We start from the raw sequence: 19,606 nt of genomic DNA, 5'->3' as shown, positions 1-19,606 counted from the left end.
GGTTTCGTGTCAATGCATTCAGGCTACATTGCAATAGACATATCACCCAGGTGCACGGCTTGTCGGCGGCATCCATGAATGGCCATCGAAGCTGGATCCCGCGGACAAGCTGCGGGACGTAGGCAGGAGGAGCGAATGGTCGGATTTTTCTCGCAAGATGCGTTCCTTGCACTTACTTTTCATCCCCGGGATTCCCCTGAGTATTCAAATAAGTCAGTACCTCATTGTTTTTTAATGCTTTTACTCCAATTGCAGTGATGTGATTAAATCCTACATCTAACGTATACAGGGTTGCTGTTTCAGCTAAAGCCAATGCGCCATCATCACCGATATAGTTGTGACTTAAACCCAAATTTTGCAGTTGTATCATTGTTGCCAGGATTTTTGCTCCATAATCTCCAATAAGATTATTACCCGCATATAAATTATTCAGAGAACTTATTTTTGCAAGCTCAGCAATGCCTTCATCATCGATTAAATTATTGTCGATGTTCAGCAGGGTAAGATGATTTAACTCAGATAAAGCTTGAGCACCTTCTCGACCCACATCACAATCAACAATTGAAAGCCACTCAAGGGCCCTGGCCTGGGCTAAAAAAATGGCTCCCTCATTATGTAAAGGATTGTGATCAACAATGAGGTAAAGCAAATTAGGTTTTCTTGCTATAATTTTCGCCCCATCTTTACCAATATTATTGTCTTCTAAATCAATAAATTTGAGGGATTGGTTTTTATCAAGAAATTCTATACCTTCATTACCTAAATGATTACTACTTAGATATAAACTTTTCAATGTCTTATTCGCAAACAATGCCTTTGCACCTGCTGCACCAATTTGAGCTTTTCTTAGCGAAAGATGAATCAGTGATTTATTTTTTGCTAATGATTTAGCACCTGAAGAACCTATAGGATTACCGTCAAGAGAAAGAAAAAACAAGGTAGTATTATTTGCTAAAGCTTCAGCTCCATAGGGACCAATATGATTGTCTCCCAAAAGGAGATAAACCAAGGAGGTGTTTTTTGCCAATATCTCAGCCCCTAATGAGCCAATACGATTTCCATTTAAAAACAGATAACGAATATGAGTATTCGTTGAGAGCAATTCTGCTCCTTGATAGCCAATCTGATTATCGGAGAGGCTCAAGCGGGTAATTTCGGGGTGCTCATTGAGATAAGATAGAATTTGCGGAATATCTCGATCATGTATGGAACATTGATCCATAAATATACCGCCATCGCTGACACATGACTCTATATTTTCAACACACTCATTCCCTTGGAATGCAGAATTTATTATTTTATCCTTAGCTAACAGAGGTAAACTCATTGCACTCAGTATAAGCAAAAGACATAAAGCAGCTTTTCTCATCATGAACCAATCCTTTTTGTTAAATCTGATGTCCATAAGCCAGGAAATAAAAACTATGAAGTTGTATCACGAAGATAAATAAAAACCAACACACCAACTCATAAGATTCCTGGATGATAGGGTACAAAAGGAGATTTATGGGATTCATCATGGGTCATGCGAAAATGAGCACAATCTCGAATAAAGGGTTAAATTACAGAAAAGGGATAAATGCAAACTGGAATGCCCCGTGTCGTTTGAATTAGGTACAATTTAATCTAAAGTAATCCTAAAATTCATACAACTGAATTCGAACTCCCGTCTAAAAGATTTGAAGCTCTGGAGCTATTCCAAGTATGCTATAATAATAATTAATTTAAATAAATTAAATGCACGATGAATGAATCCGAGTTAATAGAATCGCTTACAAAAACTGCTTACACAACTGGTTCCGGAGCAAACTGTTTTTTTCAAGGATTTATTCATACGCTTTGTGTTCAAGATCCGGAAGTGATAGAGAGCATGTCTGAATTTCCCGGCTCTCAAAAATTAATCGAAATTTTTAATCGAGAAGTCCCTGAAATTACAGTTAATAGCATGAAAGACTTACTCGTAGTAGCTAATGTAATGCACCCATTAGAACGTGAATTAGTATTTGGCCCGATAATGAGGATGACATTAAATGAACTTAATTTAAAAAGTCCGGAGCCAGAGTCAGCACCTTTAAAATTAGAGGAAGGCTCCATTATATTTCCTCCTCATGCAATAGCATTTTCGCATGCATTTGGATTTTCATTTAATGAATATACACATATAAATGATGCAGATGGCATGCCTGAGCACTTAAAAAATGATATTTTAGGAGGCCAATTTTATAGAGTACAACATCAGTTAGAAGGAAGTGTAGGTACTGTCAGTTTGAGACTAAAAAATTGTCATTTTGAGGTTGGAGGTTTAACACCCGATCAAGTTGAAGCTCATCAAAGTAAAATTCAACCAAAGGTGCTTGAAGCTCATCCAAGTCGACCAGAACAACCAGGGGCTCGCTATTACGAAGAACCATCACCAAACAGTCATTGTGCTGTTAAAAGTGCACATGTAAATTTTTCTGAGGCACTCTCTAAAACCATGACGGCACTAAGAGAAAGATCAGGTCAGCATACTTGTTTATTTAAGTCCGAGATGCTCAAGGAATTCAAAAAGAGTATGCAACTAGATCAAGGCATAAACGTATCTATAAGAGAGCCTATGAGTAATGAACTTGCGGTAGATGAATCTTATAAACCTAGTTGTTAGAACATAAAACAAATTCAGCTGCACTCGAATTGTTTTTCCAATGAAACCTGGTTGTAAGAGCTCGCATCGTATAATAATCCTTATGCGATGAAATTGCCGTCAACTCAAGAATATCTAATCGCATAATTAGGCGTACATTGGTCTAAGATTGATGAAGATATTTCTGTTTGAGCGTTAATGCGAGGGACAGATTAATGTATTTCCAATTATTTTATTTAAGGATGGCATTTTTCGTTGCTCTAATTTTTTTGCCTTTATTTATAGAAACTAGTTTTGTGATCTCCACACCAATAAAGAAAATTTGGGATGAATAATACACCCAAATTAAAATAATAATTAAAGAGCTTGCAGCGCCAAATATTGAATAATTAGGAAATTGTATCAGGTAAAATTCAATGAGAATTTTTCCGAAACTAAATAATAAAGAAGTGATTAATGCTCCTAACCACACATCGCGCCAATTTAATACTACATCCGGTAGAAACTTAAATATCATCGCAAATAATAATGTGAGAACAAAAAAAGAGATTAAGTGATTTATTATTAAATCCACTAAAATATTTGTACTCATATAATTTAAATATTTACTTAAGAGCGTGAAGCCAGTACTCAAAATTAAGAATGCTAATAATAAAAAAGCAATTCCTAAAACAATAACAAAAGAAAAAAAACGACTTTTTAATTTTACAAACCATCCTGCATCAGGATTTGTTTTGACACCCCATATCTCATTTAACCCCACTTGAATCTCAATAAAAACTCCTGAGGCAGTAAATAAGAGAACTATAAAGCTGACTACTCTTGTTAAAAAAGAAGGAGTTGAATGATTTCTATCTCGAATTATTTCTTGGATTTGTAAAGCAGGTTCTTTTCCTATTAAATTGCTTGCTTGAGCCAAAATTTGTTCGCGAGAAGTTTCTTCACCAAATATTGTTCCTACAATGAAAATACAAATTAATAAAATTGGAGCAAGGGAAAATAATGTATAGTAAGCAAGTGCTGCGGCTTTACTTGAAACCCTATCACGGCTCCAATTATTAAATAGTTCCTTTAAGAAATTCCAAGAGTTCATTAAAATCATTTTTTGTCCTTATAATAGGAACTCTTTAATAGGCAGGCACGCAAATGTCTGTGCGCACGCTACTTATTTTTCAGCAGTACTTTCAGAAAGCTAAGTGTCCAGTTTGATCCAATTGCATATTTAAATCTATTTTTTATTTTAATACTACATATAGCGAAGGAAAGCCAAACATTTTTAATCCATTTTAACGTATTCCCTTAAGCTCTAGGGTTCGTTTACAATTCTACTCTGTTGGCCAAAATGCTGCGACTTTAGAGCACCGAAACGGAGCATACACAAAGTATGTGAGTATCGGATCGCATAAAATCACAGCATTTTGGCCAAGATAGCGAAATTGTAACCAAACCCTGGTACTTCAAAGAGAAATATTTAAACTTTATTCGTATTGCGAGGTGCGCTGCTTTCACCAAGTGCTATTCCAGTGAGGACTCCTGAAAATATATCGAAATTTTGGGAATTTGATTTGGTATCAATTATGGGAAACAGGATATGTTGAAAAAAGCTAGCCCTTTTTTCAATTTCTTCAGCATAAATTTTTGCTACACGTTCGGGATCATTTTTAAACGCACCACAACCCCATGCACCGAAGATCGCATAAGGTCGTTCCTCAAGAATTAGTGTGTCCAATTGTGCTGCAATTCGTCGGCGCAAATTATCTTCATATGCTTTTAATACTTTAGGTTCTTGTGATTGTGATTCAGAAAAGTGTTCGGGAGCAGCCGATCTCAATTCATAAAAAGGAAAAATGCTTGATGCAGGAAGAAACAGGTAACTTAGATCAGGATTAGGCTCATATCCTCTTGATAGGTATTCATCTGCTGATGATGGGTCAAAATATAGTTCTTCGCCTCTAAAGCACACTCTGGGTTTTTTACTAAATAAGGTTTTATAAAGTTCATCAGAAGAAAAGACTCCGGGACAACGTTCTTTTAGAATAGTGATTTCCACCTCAGTCATTTTCTTCCTTGCCTCAACCAGCTTTCTTCCTTCCTCAGTATATAAAAATGAGTAGGTAGTTTTATCAAACTCAATCCATTTATCCATCAATGAAAGCGCACATGTGGTTCGATGCCACATATTTTCTTCTTGTGCATTTCCTCCTCCGAGTACGGATCCTCCGGGGTAGAGTGAATTCGCCATATTCAATACAGAATAAGGTTCACCATGTTCTTTCGTTGCCTCAAAAGTTGCAGATCCCCAATCTTTAGGTACAACTTCAACTTTCAAAGGAGCACTGGATTTTGTTTTTGCCCAACGTTTTAAATTATCTGTTGCGTGTTGTTGTAACTTTTTTTGTTCTTCAAGGTTTGTTATCACCTCTATAGTTTTTCCCATGCTTTTATAACGCCAACTGTAACCTGATAAGGCGCCACTTATTAACCCGGGTTTTTGTGCTCTGTGCGCTTCTTTCAAAGCGCTATAATATTCATTATTTGAGGCTACTCGTCTGAAAAATTTAACTCTCATAATTTAAATCCTAAATATATTTTTACCCTGAGTCATTTCCCAGTGTCGCCTTGTGAGCATCGCTTTATCTGCGAATCATAAGAGCGTGCCCTCTAATTTTTCTCTTGTGTAAAAATTTCTTCTTGAATAATGCCTAAAAAGAGAAAAAAATTGATTCGCAAACAAATAATTGGGGGCATATATTTATCATAGTGTATATAAATTTGAATTCAAGAAGATAAGTAAGCTTCATTTTTTTCTCTGTTGAAAGATAAGAATATTCTGACTCATTCGTTAGGATTTACATCACTTAAGTGATATCAGCTTCTTCTTGTGGAGGAACTACAATTGCAAAGGGTTCGCTTGAACTGCCATCGATAATTTTATTCAATAACTTAACCCTTATTAAAACTCTCATCGTTTTGCTCTCCGCGGAGCATTTTGTTTCCTGCGGCTCACGCTTACAATTTGCAACTTGATGTACTGTGTCTATAGGACTGGTATCGCTATCAATTACTTTTTGATGTTCTACATCGATAAGAGTTAGCTCCAGATGGCTGAGCTTCCATTCGTTTCCTTCAGAAGTATATCCCACACGTCGTTCATGAACTAAAGTAACTTTTTCTCCCCGTTTAAGTATGGTTTGGTATTCCCATATTGGGTTTTCTACAGTGAGTTCACTTTCAATAATATTGTTTCTTTGTTGAAATGCTTTTTCCATGTTGAGATAACCCCAGCCATAAGTTCTATTCCAGGCTGAACCCATAATTTTAGAATGTCCAGAATCTGCTGTACCTGCATCAGTCCAGGTATCTGCACTATTGATGAGTAGCGCTTTGATGGCCATAGGATTCTGAATCCCTGCATCTTGTAATAACAATGCCGAAGCACCTACATGCGGGGCTGCAGAACTGGTCCCTCCCATAAGACGATAGCCATCTTTGTAGTTCATTGCATTGGAATAGATAAAGCCATACACCTTGGGATCAGGGGCACAAGTCATAGTATCATGGCCAGGTGCAGTTAAATCCGGTTTACGTCTACCAAAAGGTGTAGGACCTCGGCTACTGGTGTCCTTAATATGGTGTTTACTTCTATCTGCAGTTTTTACAACGGTCTCATTTTCAGAAACAAGCGTATTCATATTGGCGACAGTAATCCCATTATAATTATCGCCCGGAACAGTTAGGGTGGAGGCAAAGGTAAATTGATGTGCGGGTTCTATATATCCTGCATTCCCGGCTGATTTTACCCAGAGAATTTTTTGAGCATTCACCACATAGTCTATAATTTTTGCAAGCCCACTCCACTCTGGACAAGCAGGGCAATTCAAATCCAGCCGTCCATTCCCCATGCTGTAATTAATAAGCGTAGGTTTAAGTTCAGAACGGTGCAACATCCAATCCAAAGTCTCCATAGTGCGCATGATACTTGATGGATCGGCTGTTTCCTCTCCTGCTAATCCAGAAATAATTGTAGAAACACCATAAGCCATACCTTTATACTTTTCATGATTACTGGCATAAATACAGGCTACACCGGTTGCATGCGGCTCTTTTACTCCATTAATGAGATTAGAATAGCCGGAACCAAGCTCTTGATGCGTTATTAATCGCTTAGTGGATAATGCGGGGTGCAAAGGATCTACGCCAGTATCGATTATACCGATAATTCCTTTTTGACCAGTATAACCATGATCCCACCAATTACTTACATTAGGGTAAAAAGATGAAGGTGCAAGTTTCAAAACTTGAGCAGTCACTTCCAGCTCCGATTGAGCGGCAAAATGTGAAGAAATTTGTGCTGCGGCATCAAAATTAGCAATTTGATAAAGTAAGTTACGATTCCTGGGAACTTGGATTGCTACTGCAGGCATGAACCCTACATCTTGAACGCGCACATCCTGAATTTTTTTTATTTCTTCTATAAACGATTCTTTTTCTGAAAGATTATGTAAAAAAACCAGAAGTGACAAAGGAGTTTGAGTAGAAGTTTTGGAATGTTTTAAAGTTTGGAAAACATCAGCATCAATAATAGCCCTAGCAGAAAGAATAGGACTTACCGTGAGTAAAATTATCGCCAGATAAAATCTTTTGAGTTTACGCCACATAAAGTGCCTCATTTATGAAGTCAATATAATGAACAATATTCACTTACCTAATAGCAAATATTGTTTTCAGGATAATTTTAAAGCAATGAATCAAAAGAAGAAAGCCGTCGTGTAAAAAAATTGCAATTAATACAATAATATAAACTTTTTTCTCCTTTTAAGTAGAGTTTTTGAAGAACGCCAAACGAGGGTTCCGCTTCTTATAAAACGATTATTTATAACTCTCAATCCGTCATTTCGAATGAGTCATTTGCTTAATAAAAAAACGTGTAAGTAAGAAGCCAATAATAATTCCTGCAAAATTTATCCAATAAAATGGCCATGAAAAAATTCCAAGCCCCACAATACTCGGTCCGGGACAAAGTCCGTTAATTCCCCAGCCCAAACCAAAAACAGCCGCGCCAAGAATAAGTTGCCAATCAATTTTTTCTTTTGTAGGTAACTCATAACAGTTGTTTAGTAAGGGCTTTGCCAACCATTTTCGCAACTGAAACAACAGGAAAGTAACCAATAAGGCTATAAGGAAAGTAACATATAAATTAATTTTAAATGTATCAGCCCCAATTTTTAGACCTGCAATAATAATATCTGGACTATACATACCCGTTAAAATTAAACCTAACCCAAAAATTAGGCCAGCGATTAATGAGATGAGAGGATTCATATTTTAACTCCTTAGTGTATTAGCCAGGATGTGATTATTGCAACCGGGAAAAAGATACTCACAGCAACTAGTGAACGTTTGCGTAAAAGTGATATTCCACATAGTCCATGTCCACTAGTACAACCATTCCCCAGATAAGTGCCTCCACCAACCAATATTCCCCCAAGCATCAATAGCTCATGATTTGTTTTAAAAACAGCAATAGGATTGGGGACTGTCTGAAGAAAATTAAAGAGAACTCCACTTAAGAATAATCCCGCAATAAATGAAATATTATCGATATTTGGCCTATAAGTTTCAAAGTTCCATGCACGAAAAAGTATACCACTACAACCAAGGACTCTACCTCGAACCAACAGCATTATTCCGGCAGCAATTCCAAGAAGGATCCCTCCTAGAATAACTTGTTTTTCAATTATCATAATGGCAGTCCTTTTTATATAAATTAGATAATCTTTTGATAATACATAAAAAATACGTATTCATGAAATGACTGCATTATCTTATGCAAAAGTGAAATAATTTTAATCAGTATCCTAATCGTAGGCAGGGCTGCAAAAGCACAATCAATTATTATTTTTCGACTTGAGCATGATTATCATTTTGGACGGGAACAAGTGGAACGCAAAAGTGTCCTATTGAATTCCCGCTTTTTTCAATCAAAGACAATCTTCAACATATTGAACTTCTTCGTGATTACCACTATAGATTAAGGTAATAACTTTACCATTTGATTCAAATCGAATGCCGCGATTATCTGGCTTTTCAAAAAGGGTTAGATAATGCCCCTTTGGATCATAATGATGCGGCTCTGTCGTTAGTTTACCTTTATATAGAGCGCGTACCTGTGATTCAGTATCACCGATTTTTGCTCCCGTTGATGTGTGATAAGCAGGGGAAGTAATATTGATACGCACAATTTTATTACCCGAAATCATAAAAGATACATCATCAATTCCCTTTAATGTGACCAGGAAGCAGCTTTCATTTTCAGCTTGATTGGGATCAGGTTTAGTAGAATTAAATTTTTTCCCAGTGACATGTTCTGCTTGCTTGAGGGTCATATTCATCTTAATAGGACCCAAGCCATTGGGCGAAAGAGTCCATTTTATGCTGTCTCGAGCAAACGCATTATTCAATGAAATCATCAGAAAGAAGAATAAAAACAGTATGATGTGTTTCATAGATATTTCCTCCTGTAATGATTTATCTATATTATAGGCTAATCTCCTATTACTCCTTGATCGAAAATTCTAAAATAAATCAACCCAGAATTTATACATTAAAAGAATTAAATTGACACAATGGAGTTTTATTTGATATGTTACTCTGTGTAGATAAAATTTTAATCAAATATCACTATGAATCAGGGTAATACGAACAAAAGCAATAACTTTTCTGCAGTTTTCACTGCAAAGTTACCGCTATGCCATGATTCTTTACTTACAGCAAACTCCTCAGTAGATATTATTATTTTGCCCTCTTTACCCTAGAGCGGTCAGCTATTTCTTATTCCCGAACCTCTCTAGGGGTAAACATCGGGAGTTTGAAATAACTGAATATTAATGCTGGAGGGTATCGTGACTCAAACTAACTCGTTTAACCTAAAAAACAATTGCTTGCCCTTTGTTATGTGGTTTTTTCCATTATTGTTTTTTGCGCTTCAATTTATACTGCGTCTATGGCCAGGATTGATGATGCAGGAAATAATGAATCGATTTTCAATTGATGCAGCCAGTTTTGGCCTCTTAGCTGCATTTTATTATTATGGATATGCAGGAATGCAAATTCCCATGGCATTATTGCTCGAAAAATTTGGAGCTCAAAAAGTAGTTTTTATCTTTGCGCTACTTTGTGGTTTAAGTGCCCTACTCTTTACCTCTACTCATAATTTTTATCTGGCCTTATTAAGCAGATTTTTAATCGGGGCCAGTTCGGCTGTTGGTTTTTTGGGCGTATCCAAAGTTATTTCTGAATGGTTTAGTGGCACCCAATATTCCCAAATGGTTGGATTTTCTTTCAGTGTTGGGCTTTTAGGAGCGGTCTATGGCGGCAAACCATTGACTCAATTGCTTTCGACCTACGGCAGTCAACGGATAGGGTTAGTGCTTGCACTATGCTCTATAAGCGTAGGTGTATTCGCTTATTTGGTCTTGCGTACACCCAAAAGTTTTAAAGCAAAAAAATCTAATGAGTTAAATCTATCTCATTTATCTGTTGTGTTCACCTCAAAATTATTATGGATTCTTGCCCTAGCCAATTTGTTAATGGTTGGTGCCCTTGAAGGGTTTGCTGATGTTTGGGGAGTATCCTTTTTAACTATTGCCTATGGTTTCGCTCAATCTGATGCAGCCCTGCTTGCCTCATTGATTTTTGTAGGTATGTTGTTTGGAGGACCCTTGCTTGCGTTTCTTAGTAAAAAAATAGGAGATTATACAGTTATAGGAATTTGTGGAATCGGATTAGCCTTAGCTTTTTTGGTGATTCTCTCTGGAAACGTAACCAATTGGTGGCTTCTTGGAACTTTATTCTTCACTATTGGGCTTATGTGTTGTTATCAAGTCATTGTATTTGCGGCAGGATCCGCTCTTGTTTCCAACAAACATTTAGGAATAACCATAGCCTTTTTAAATTGCATCAATATGCTTGGCGGATCATTTTTTCATACCTTAATAGGCAAAATAATGGATTGGTACTGGGAAGGGAACCTGGCTGCGAGCGGGGTAAAACAATACAGCCTTTCCTCCTATCATCATGCTTTGATGTTGATACCAGCCTGTGCTCTTTTGGGAACGGTACTCATTTATTTGATTCATAAACATATCAAGAGTCAGAAGAATCTAAAGTCGGCAGAACCGGCTGTGGTTACTGAGGCTTCAATGTGACACTACTTTGAAAGTTAAATGCACCCATTGAAGTAATGGGTGTTAATTAGAGTCCCTAATTGATTTGAGTTGCATTATAAACTCTTCTTCAATTTTATAATGAAGGCAATTGTTTTTTATTTTTTCAATATAACCCAATTCTTCTAATCTATTTAAAGCAGGGAGAATATCGGTAGACAATTCATAGCGAAATCGAGGCACAAACGAATTCAATATTGCCTCTTTTTCAACCACAAGAAACTCTCTTATATCCTTATTGCCTGGATGAGTCACATCATTTTTAATGATATTCATAAAATGAGAATAATCATTAAAAAGCTTATCCAAATCCAATATTTTTTTATTCTTTATATTTTTGGTATTTTTTCTATTATTCATAAATTTTTGTACATGCCATCCAGCTACAGCAGTAGTAAGACAACCCGTTAAAAAGCCAAATAAAAATGAGGTATTCATAGACATTGTTTCAATTAAATATTGATGGTACAAAAATAGGAACATCGATGAAATAAGTTGGTTAATTATATATCAAAAATTGATTAAAAGTAACAACACTTTTTTAAGATCGCAAACCATCTCCAAACCTTTGCAAAGAGGATCTCAGCTTGATTTTTCAATTGGGCATGAATAAAATACATCTAATTTGTTCTGTATGACACTCGTCTGCATGCATCATGAACACTATGCCAGAACTATTGCTTCACATAACTCATCAAAAGAGGATAATATGCAAAAAAAGTTCTTCATTTTTTCCATTCTGGTTCTCGTGGGCATGTTAACTGCCTGTGGTCCTATCTATAATACAGAATACAGTTTTATTCCCCCAAAATCAGATATCGCAAGAATGTGCACAGCCCAATGTATTCAAGGTAAAAATGATTGCGAACAAAGTTGTCGTGTGGATAATGACAATTGCCGTATGAGGGCACAACAAAACGCGATGTTTGAGTACAAGCAATATAAAGAAGACCGCAAAAAAATGGGTTTACCGGTTAATAAATCCGTGAATGATTTTGATCGAGGCAGCAGCTGTACCAACTCATGTCGATGTGAACCTACCTATAGAGCATGTTATTCAGCGTGTGGCGGTGAAGTCCAAGAGCATAAAGTATGCGTTGCTTTCTGTGACAAGCGTCAATAAAAAATAAGGATTCTCAGGCTTAGGCTACCCGAAATACCCGAAAGAAAACCAGCAATTTTTAATTCAATAAATTGCTGGTTGCTTACTAAACAGCACTATAAATAACTGGATCTTCGAGATTAATACGAATAGCATTAGATGAATCCTTGCTTGGTAGTCAAAAATGCTTGAAAAACTATCCCTGGCGAACCAAAAAATTATTGAACACCTAAAAACTGATTATCACATCGATACACTTAGGCTTACCTATCTCCCCATCGGTGCGGATATGAATGCTTCAGTATATAAAGCAGAAACAAAAAATCAGTCGTATTTTGTCAAGCTAAAAAAAGGTTATCATCATGATGTAGCGATTGATATTTTGGAGCTTTTATACGAAAACGGTATCCCGCAAATTATTAGACCCATCAACACAGTTGCAAATCAACCCATTTTGTATGCTGATGGATTTAGTCTCATTGTTTATCCTTTTATTCACGGGCAAAATGGTTTTAATCAGGCCTTGACAAAAGAACAATGGATTACACTTGGAAGCACTTTAAAGCAAATTCATGCAATCGATGTACCGGCACTTATTCAACAACAACTTCGACACGAATCGTATGCACCGAAATGGAGAAAGAGTGTACAAGCACTTTGGGAGCACATTGAAAAATCATCGGCCGTGGATGAGTACGCGTTCAAGCTGGTCTCATTCATGGGAACAAACCGTGAGGTGATTGTTAACTTAGTAGACCGCGCAGAACATCTCGCGCAAAAGATACAAAACGACTCCCCTCAATTGGTCTTATGTCATTCTGATATCCATGCTGGCAATATATTAATAAGTCCTCATCATTCTATCTACATTGTAGATTGGGATGAGCCGATAATGGCGCCAAAAGAGCGCGACCTGATGTTTATAGGCGGTGGAATCGCCAATGTTTGGAATGAACCCTATCAAGAAACTCTTTTCTATAGAGGCTATGGCGAAACGGAGATCAATAAAGCACTTTTAGCTTATTACCGATGTGAACGAATCGTAGAGGATATCGCTATTTATACTGAAGAGATTCTTTCTGTCTCATCGGAGTATGGAAATAAAGCTCAAGCTTACTCACACTTCATCAGTATGTTTGCAGCAAATGGAGTAGTAGATATTGCCTTAAACACTGCAGAAATATAACCAGTATATTTATTTTACAATTTAAAAAACCTTTGCCACACTTTATATGACCTGTTCACTTATGAGTACAGAATAATAATGAAAAAAATCATCCTTTATTTTTTAGCCTTCATTGGCACAATAGCCCTATTATTTCTTATCGCTCAATGGTTTTTTGGCAGAAGTGGCCAAACCATGTATGCAGGAAGTCCTATGCCAATGCAAGCGGCAGTTGGGGGGCCTGATTACGCTGTTGGCTCGATGGCAATGCAAGTTAAAAATCAGTCTAATGCAAGCCAGCCAGAAAATGTAATGCGCGGTATGATTATTCGTAACGCGAATATTTCCTTGCAAGTGGATAACATTAACTCAGCAATGGAAAAAATCTCTCAATTAGCGGAAAACTCAGGAGGTTACGTCGTAAGCTCCAATTTAATGCAAGATAATAATGATGCGAATAATACCACTGCAAATATCAGCATAAGAGTACCTGCCCAAGGTTTAAATAATGCATTAACTGCATTGAAATCATTAGCAACACAAGTTACCCAAGAATCAATAACGGGCGAAGACATTACGCAACAATTCGTCGATCTACAAAGCCAGCTTAACAACTTACAAACTGCTAAAGAGCAGCTTTCCAAAATTATGGCCAAAGCAAAAGAAACATCAGATGTTCTTAGTGTGTTCAAACAATTAAGTGATGTACAGGGACAAATTGATGTAATCCAAGGACAACTTAAATATTACAAAGAATCAGTGGCTTATTCATTAATCAATATTAACTTGAATATGAATCCAATAATTCAGACAGAGCAACAAAAACAATGGAAAATAACAGAAGCATTTATTGATTCCTATCATGCCTTAGTAGATCAATTACGTACTGTGACTTACGGCTTGATTGAATTTTTTGTGTATTTTTTACCGTTAATTGTGTTATGGATTTTTATCTGCCTGATTGTCTATTGGATAGGAAAAAAGATTTGGAATAGTTTAAACAAGAACTAACTCGTCTAATATTCAGGTTTGATGCTCTGATAAATCTGGATGCCGCGCACACGCCGCGGCACCTGGATTGTGATGAGTACAGTAGGATTATCTATATCTTGATCCCTACTTTTTACATACCAACCCTCTACTGTAGAAGTATTGATCCCTATCCTCCTGTCACGTGCCCCAACGCATTCGCTGCATTCAGTATGACTTACCCACTGTAGGAACAATGGATCATAGCCCTACAACAAACATCCCAAATGAATAAATAAGGTCTATTATTTTTTAATACATCAATTGAAAAGAGACTGCTCTGTGTTCTATTATTTAAAATCAAAACAATTTATTGCTTTTATCATAGCGGGAGCAATAGCGGTTACCGTAAACTTTTGTAGCAGAATCATCTATAGCTATTCATTCAGTTTTTCAACATCCATTCTCTTAGCCTATATTACTGGAATGGTTGTCTCGTTTATTCTTGTCAAATTCTTTGTATTTAAGACAAGCCAGCAGACATTAACTCGATCCATTATTTATTTTATTCTGATTAATTTAATTGGCATGTCGCAAACTTTGCTTGTTAGCTTATTGTTTGCTCATTATTTTTTGCCCGCTATGGACATTAAATCTTTAGAAATAGCGCACGCAATTGGACTCGCCTCTCCTGCGTTTACCACTTATCTGGGACATAAGTTTTTGACTTTTCGAGAAAAAATTTAGGTCTTTGGGCAACAACTCTCCATAGTACAATACTCCATTTATATTCTTGCCAATAAAAAATAGAGCACTAAGAATATTATCTATAATTTTTTATGGATGTTCAGAGAAACTCTTGGAATCAAGTATTTTCATAAGTTGTGCATGGCACTGTTTTAGTAGCGGCATCTTTAAAAAAGTTCATACGTTTATGCAACAAACTTTTAGCCCTATACACCAGATAAAGAGTATATCGAGGCGCTGTTTGTGGATAATGCAACTGAGCAATCGATTTATCTTCCAAGTAAGGTAATATATAAGACTTTGGCAAACAGGCTACTCCGTACCCATTTCTTACCGACCGAATTAATCCCATTACATCAACAAATGTAAGAGAAGGATCAATGGCATTAGGAGATATATCCAGTGCAAGCTCAGCATACCTTTTAATAAAAGGCATCGCATCCTCATAAACAAGCCACCTCATGGATTTAAGGCTTTTGTTAAAAGCAGCTTCGCTCGTTTTATCTAGGTACTTCTCCCAGCGCTCTGTTCCAACAAACACAAGTTCATCATCAAATAATTTAATAAATTCTAGATTAGGATTGTCATACTTAACCGAGGTAATACCAAAATCAATGGTATTATCTTGTAAGTCATTAATAATCATTGAATCGTTAGAGATGTAATTAACTTTTAATTTAATTCCATGCTCAAGACACACACCGATCGTTTTAATTAACAGATTTTCAGCAAATTCATTGATACAGCTTATATGTATCTCCCCTCTCATTGAATTTGTATATTTTGAGAAATTATCTATTACCCCTCTAATTTTATCGAAAGGTTCTGAAATTAAAGTAAAAAGCTTCTTAGCAGTCTGAGTCGGTATAATACATTTGGCATTTCGTTCAAAGAGCCTTTCCCCCAGATAAACTTCTAAGTTCTTAATGTGAAGTGAGACCGCAGCTTGTGTTATATTTAGCCTTTTAGCCGCTTTAGAAAAGGAGCCTAATTCATAAGCAAAAATAAAAGATTCTAAATTATTGTAAAAATTCATTTTCTTTTCTGTCTTCCTAAACTTACTCTTAAAAAATAGATCCAAACCTCTATTCATGAAGAATAAAATATATACTTATTGCATTATATCAATACATGATTAACATTTTATTAACCACATGCTGTAAGGAGTAGACGCTGCTTCATTAAGATATTTTCTCGATTACATGCAAATCATTTTCATGACCTATACTTATTGAATAGCAATAGAGAACCGTTGTGAGATTGAAAAATGGAAAACTCATGGAAAGATCAGTTGGATCAAGAACTAATAAAACAATTAGGCCGTAAAAAAGGAAAAAAATTTTCCGAAAAATACCTCCCATCACTATCAATGAGTTATTGTGAACAACATACTGTTGAGGAAGCAATCACCGACCTCATGCAAATTGAGAAGCTTTCCTTGCAGGACCCATTAACAATTGTTTTTTTCGAATCACCACGCGGCGAATATCCATTACATATTAAATTGTATCGATATGGCAGACCAATTCCTCTCTCCGATATCCTGCCTATGATTGAAAATATGGGTTTAAGGACATACACAGAAAGACCGTATAAAATTTCCATCGCACCCAATCAATTTGTTTGGATCAGTGATTTTAATGTTACCTATGCCCACTCCAATCTACTCACCCTCGATCAAGTAAAAAATATTTTTAACGAAGCCCTAATAAAAATAAGTATTGGAATTTGTGAGAATGATGGGTTTAATAAACTGGTTTTAGGCGCAGGATTATCCTGGCGAGAGATTGTTATTATTCGAGCTTATGCCAAATACATGCAACAAATTGGATTTCGCTTTAGCCAACAATACATTGAAAAAACCATTTCCACATATGCCGTAATTGCCAAAAAATTAATTCAACTTTTTTATTTAAAATTTGGTCTAAAACAAAATACCACAAATAAAAATAAAAAGGCCGAACTGGAAAAAGAAATTCGAACCGATATCGATGCCATTACCAGCTTAGATGAAGATCACATTATCCGTTTTTTCTGGTCTTTAATCAAAGCGACACTACGTACCAATTACTTTCAGTTAGGTTCCGAAGGCCAGCATAAAGACTATTTGTCATTTAAACTCAACTCAGCGAAAGTGCCTGATTTACCTCCCGGACAACCCATGTACGAAATTTTTGTTTATTCAACACGATTTGAAGGCATACATTTACGCAGTGCTAAAGTAGCTCGTGGGGGTCTTCGCTGGTCTGACCGTCCCGAGGATTTTCGTACAGAAGTGCTTGGTTTGATGAAAGCTCAAAAAGTAAAAAACTCTGTGATTGTACCTTCTGGAGCTAAAGGAGGTTTTATTTTAAAAAAAGCAATCAATGCACTCGATCGAGAACAGATAAAACAAGAAGTCATTTACTGTTATCAATCATTTATACGAGGATTACTCGATCTGACAGATAATCTTGAAGATGACCGAGTTGTTTCACCCAAAAACACGGTTTGTTATGACGGTGCAGATCCTTATCTTGTAGTAGCAGCAGACAAAGGAACAGCAACTTTTTCTGATATTGCAAATGGTATTGCTAAAGAATACAACTTCTGGCTTGGAGACGCTTTTGCTTCCGGAGGATCTGCAGGCTATGATCATAAAAAAATGGGGATTACTGCTCGCGGCGCATGGGAGTCCGTTAAACGGCATTTCCGCGAATTGGATATTCGCATAGAGGAGCAGGACTTTACTGTTGTTGGTATTGGGGATATGAGTGGTGATGTATTTGGTAACGGACTGACTTACACCAGTCATTCTCTTTTGCTTGCTGCATTTGATCATCGCCATATATTTCTTGATCCCAATCCTAACGGCCCCAAAACCTTTGCAGAGCGTCAACGTTTATTTAATTTGCCCACCTCATCATGGGAAGACTTCAATCCTCGATTAATTTCCAAAGGTGGAGGAATTTATCCACGTTCAAGCAAATCCATTTCCATCACCCCTGAAGTGAAAAAAGCACTTTCGATTACAGCTGATTCATTAACACCTAATGAGCTGATTCAGGAAATCTTAAAAGCACCCGTTGATTTATTATTTAATGGGGGTATTGGTACTTATGTAAAAGCGTCAACTCAATCACATGCGGATGTTGGCGACAAAACGAATGAATTTTGTCGGGTTAATGGTAATGAATTACGCTGCAAAATTGTAGGCGAAGGAGGCAATCTCGGTTTTACTCAACTTGGGAGAGTGGAGTTTGCGCTTCAAGGCGGCTTGATTAATACTGATTCAATTGATAACTCAGCAGGGGTAAATTGCTCTGACCATGAAGTTAATATCAAAATTTTGCTGAATAAGGAAATGCTTCAGGGAATACTGACTGAGAAAAAACGCAATCAATTGCTAACAAAAATGACGGAACAAGTTGCAGAGCTCGTTTTACAAGATAATTACAATCAAGCATTGGTTTTGAGTTTTTCTGCTACGAATGCATTAGCTTATAGTGGTTTATATCAGGCATACATTAAAGAACTGGAAGGAGTGGTGCACTTAGACAGAAGTGTTGAGTTTCTTCCTGATGAGAAACATCTTTTGGATCGTAAAGCTGCAGGCCAAGCTCTGACTCGACCCGAATTGTCCATTATTATGGCCTATACAAAAATTTATATTACGGGTGAATTATTAAAATCTGATTTACCGGATGATCCCTATTTTGCAACCATACTCGAGACGGGATTTCCTTCAATGCTGATAAAATCTTATGCCAAAGCCATGCAAACACATCGTTTGCGACGTGAGATTATCGCAACACAACTGAGCAATCAGATTGTTAATAGTATGGGCATTACGTTCATGTACCGCTTGCAAGTTGAGACTGGACAAACAATAGCAGATATTGCTCGTGCTTATATTATTGCTGCAAAAGCCTATCGAATTGACGACTTACATCGATTGATTGATTCACTTAATTATAAAGTAACAGTACACACTCAATATGAGTTACTACACCACGTCAGACAATTAATGAATTTAGCAACTCGGTGGTTCTTACATCATAAACGTCTAGCCGGTGGAATTACCAATAATATTGCTCATTACAGTCAATCTATAGCGAAACTTGAAAAATCAATTCCTGATTTAATGGCGGGTGTCACTAAAGAATATCTTAATCAAATTGTGATTCAGTTTGTAGATATTGGTTTGCCTGAAGAGGCTGCAAAAAAAATCGCTGCTACGCGTGCTATGTATACTGTATTAAATGTAGTGGAAGTAGCAACACAAAATAAATTTGACTTAGGCAAAACCGCTGAAGTTTATTTTAAAGTAGGCAGTAAATTCAGTCTGGTCTGGTTCCGTGATCAAATTGGTAATGATTCTCGTGAAGGCCACTGGAATAGTCTGGCACGATTGTCTTTACGTGATGAACTCGATAATTTGCAACGGCGTCTGACCATCGTCATTTTAATGAATAATCAAAAAACACTAAACTCGGATGAGCTCATTGCCTATTGGTTCGAAAAAAACCCTTTTATCCACCAACGATGGGAAAAATTACTGGAAATGCTGCTTGGTAGTTCAAGTATTGATTACACAATTTTCTTCATTGCTCTGCGCGAATTATCAACCCTAATCACTGTAGAGTAATAGAAAAATCTCATACAAAAATCATAACCCGAGTGTCCATAAGAGCTCGGGATTTCTCTTTGACACCACACAAATTCATTCACATACCCTCATTTTCATATACAAGCAGAGCTCATTGTTTTTTTATATCTGTTGATGATACTGTGAT

Annotated in this window: 16 protein-coding genes; 7 read left to right on the top strand and 9 right to left on the bottom strand. The window is 36.6% G+C overall.

Translation table 11 applies throughout. The annotated features are described in order from the left end of the window. Positions 1-172 precede the first annotated feature (172 nt). The gene (locus LXO92_RS07295) at positions 173-1,372 is read right to left on the bottom strand and encodes a leucine-rich repeat domain-containing protein (protein ID WP_182352007.1); all 1,200 of its coding nucleotides are present in this window, start codon (positions 1,370-1,372) and stop codon (positions 173-175) included. 372 nt (positions 1,373-1,744) lie between these two features. Between LXO92_RS07295 and LXO92_RS07290 the strand changes: the two genes are divergently transcribed. Continuing rightward, entirely contained in the window at positions 1,745-2,644 is a 900-nt protein-coding gene (locus tag LXO92_RS07290) for a hypothetical protein (RefSeq protein WP_232890700.1), read from the top strand. A gap of 211 nt (positions 2,645-2,855) precedes the next feature. On the opposite strand, the gene LXO92_RS07285 is transcribed toward LXO92_RS07290, so the two are convergent. The 6 genes from LXO92_RS07285 to LXO92_RS07260 all read right to left on the bottom strand — a co-directional run bounded on the left by LXO92_RS07285 (position 2,856) and on the right by LXO92_RS07260 (position 9,129). Then, entirely contained in the window at positions 2,856-3,725 is an 870-nt protein-coding gene (locus LXO92_RS07285; RefSeq protein ID WP_182352004.1) for a YihY/virulence factor BrkB family protein, read from the bottom strand. A gap of 369 nt (positions 3,726-4,094) precedes the next feature. Next, the gene (locus tag LXO92_RS07280; protein WP_182352003.1) at positions 4,095-5,192 is read right to left on the bottom strand and encodes a poly(ADP-ribose) glycohydrolase domain-containing protein; all 1,098 of its coding nucleotides are present in this window, start codon (positions 5,190-5,192) and stop codon (positions 4,095-4,097) included. 289 nt (positions 5,193-5,481) lie between these two features. Continuing rightward, entirely contained in the window at positions 5,482-7,281 is a 1,800-nt protein-coding gene (locus tag LXO92_RS07275) for a S8 family serine peptidase (protein ID WP_182352002.1), read from the bottom strand. 232 nt (positions 7,282-7,513) lie between these two features. Beyond that, positions 7,514-7,945, bottom strand: coding sequence for a DUF6691 family protein (locus LXO92_RS07270; protein WP_232890699.1), 432 nt, complete (start codon positions 7,943-7,945; stop codon positions 7,514-7,516). A gap of 11 nt (positions 7,946-7,956) precedes the next feature. After that, complete coding sequence (locus LXO92_RS07265; protein WP_182352000.1) at positions 7,957-8,367, bottom strand: YeeE/YedE family protein; 411 nt, start codon at positions 8,365-8,367, stop codon at positions 7,957-7,959. Between the two features lie 237 nt (positions 8,368-8,604). Next, positions 8,605-9,129, bottom strand: coding sequence for a hypothetical protein (locus LXO92_RS07260; RefSeq protein ID WP_232890698.1), 525 nt, complete (start codon positions 9,127-9,129; stop codon positions 8,605-8,607). Positions 9,130-9,510: 381 nt separating this feature from the next. On the opposite strand from LXO92_RS07260, the gene LXO92_RS07255 reads away from it, so the two are divergent. Further along, positions 9,511-10,830: an MFS transporter gene (locus LXO92_RS07255; protein WP_370529186.1), complete on the top strand. Its 1,320-nt coding sequence runs from the start codon at positions 9,511-9,513 to the stop codon at positions 10,828-10,830. A gap of 42 nt (positions 10,831-10,872) precedes the next feature. On the opposite strand, the gene LXO92_RS07250 is transcribed toward LXO92_RS07255, so the two are convergent. Beyond that, entirely contained in the window at positions 10,873-11,286 is a 414-nt protein-coding gene (locus tag LXO92_RS07250; protein WP_182351998.1) for a hypothetical protein, read from the bottom strand. 271 nt (positions 11,287-11,557) lie between these two features. Here LXO92_RS07250 and LXO92_RS07245 point away from each other — a divergent pair, with 271 nt between their 5' ends. The 4 genes from LXO92_RS07245 (at position 11,558) to LXO92_RS07230 (ending at position 14,831) form a co-directional block, all read left to right on the top strand. After that, positions 11,558-11,971: a hypothetical protein gene (locus tag LXO92_RS07245; protein WP_232890697.1), complete on the top strand. Its 414-nt coding sequence runs from the start codon at positions 11,558-11,560 to the stop codon at positions 11,969-11,971. A gap of 163 nt (positions 11,972-12,134) precedes the next feature. Then, on the top strand, positions 12,135-13,136 hold the full coding sequence (locus LXO92_RS07240; protein ID WP_232890696.1) for an aminoglycoside phosphotransferase family protein: 1,002 nt from the start codon (positions 12,135-12,137) through the stop codon (positions 13,134-13,136). 78 nt (positions 13,137-13,214) lie between these two features. After that, a complete protein-coding gene (locus LXO92_RS07235) occupies positions 13,215-14,126 on the top strand; it encodes a DUF4349 domain-containing protein (protein WP_232890695.1) in 912 nt (303 codons plus the stop codon). Between the two features lie 300 nt (positions 14,127-14,426). Further along, positions 14,427-14,831, top strand: coding sequence for a GtrA family protein (locus LXO92_RS07230; protein WP_232890694.1), 405 nt, complete (start codon positions 14,427-14,429; stop codon positions 14,829-14,831). A 118-nt stretch (positions 14,832-14,949) separates the two neighbouring features. On the opposite strand, the gene LXO92_RS07225 is transcribed toward LXO92_RS07230, so the two are convergent. Further along, positions 14,950-15,867 (bottom strand): LysR family transcriptional regulator, encoded by a 918-nt coding sequence (locus LXO92_RS07225; protein ID WP_232890693.1) that lies wholly within the window; start codon positions 15,865-15,867, stop codon positions 14,950-14,952. A 231-nt stretch (positions 15,868-16,098) separates the two neighbouring features. On the opposite strand from LXO92_RS07225, the gene LXO92_RS07220 reads away from it, so the two are divergent. Further along, positions 16,099-19,458, top strand: coding sequence for an NAD-glutamate dehydrogenase (locus LXO92_RS07220; RefSeq protein ID WP_182351992.1), 3,360 nt, complete (start codon positions 16,099-16,101; stop codon positions 19,456-19,458). Positions 19,459-19,606: the final 148 nt, after the last annotated feature.

This window comes from Legionella resiliens, from assembly GCF_021344005.1.
Lineage (GTDB): Bacteria > Pseudomonadota > Gammaproteobacteria > Legionellales > Legionellaceae > Legionella > Legionella resiliens.
Note: the sequence above shows the minus strand (reverse complement) of the source record. Positions and strands in the feature narration are given on the sequence as shown.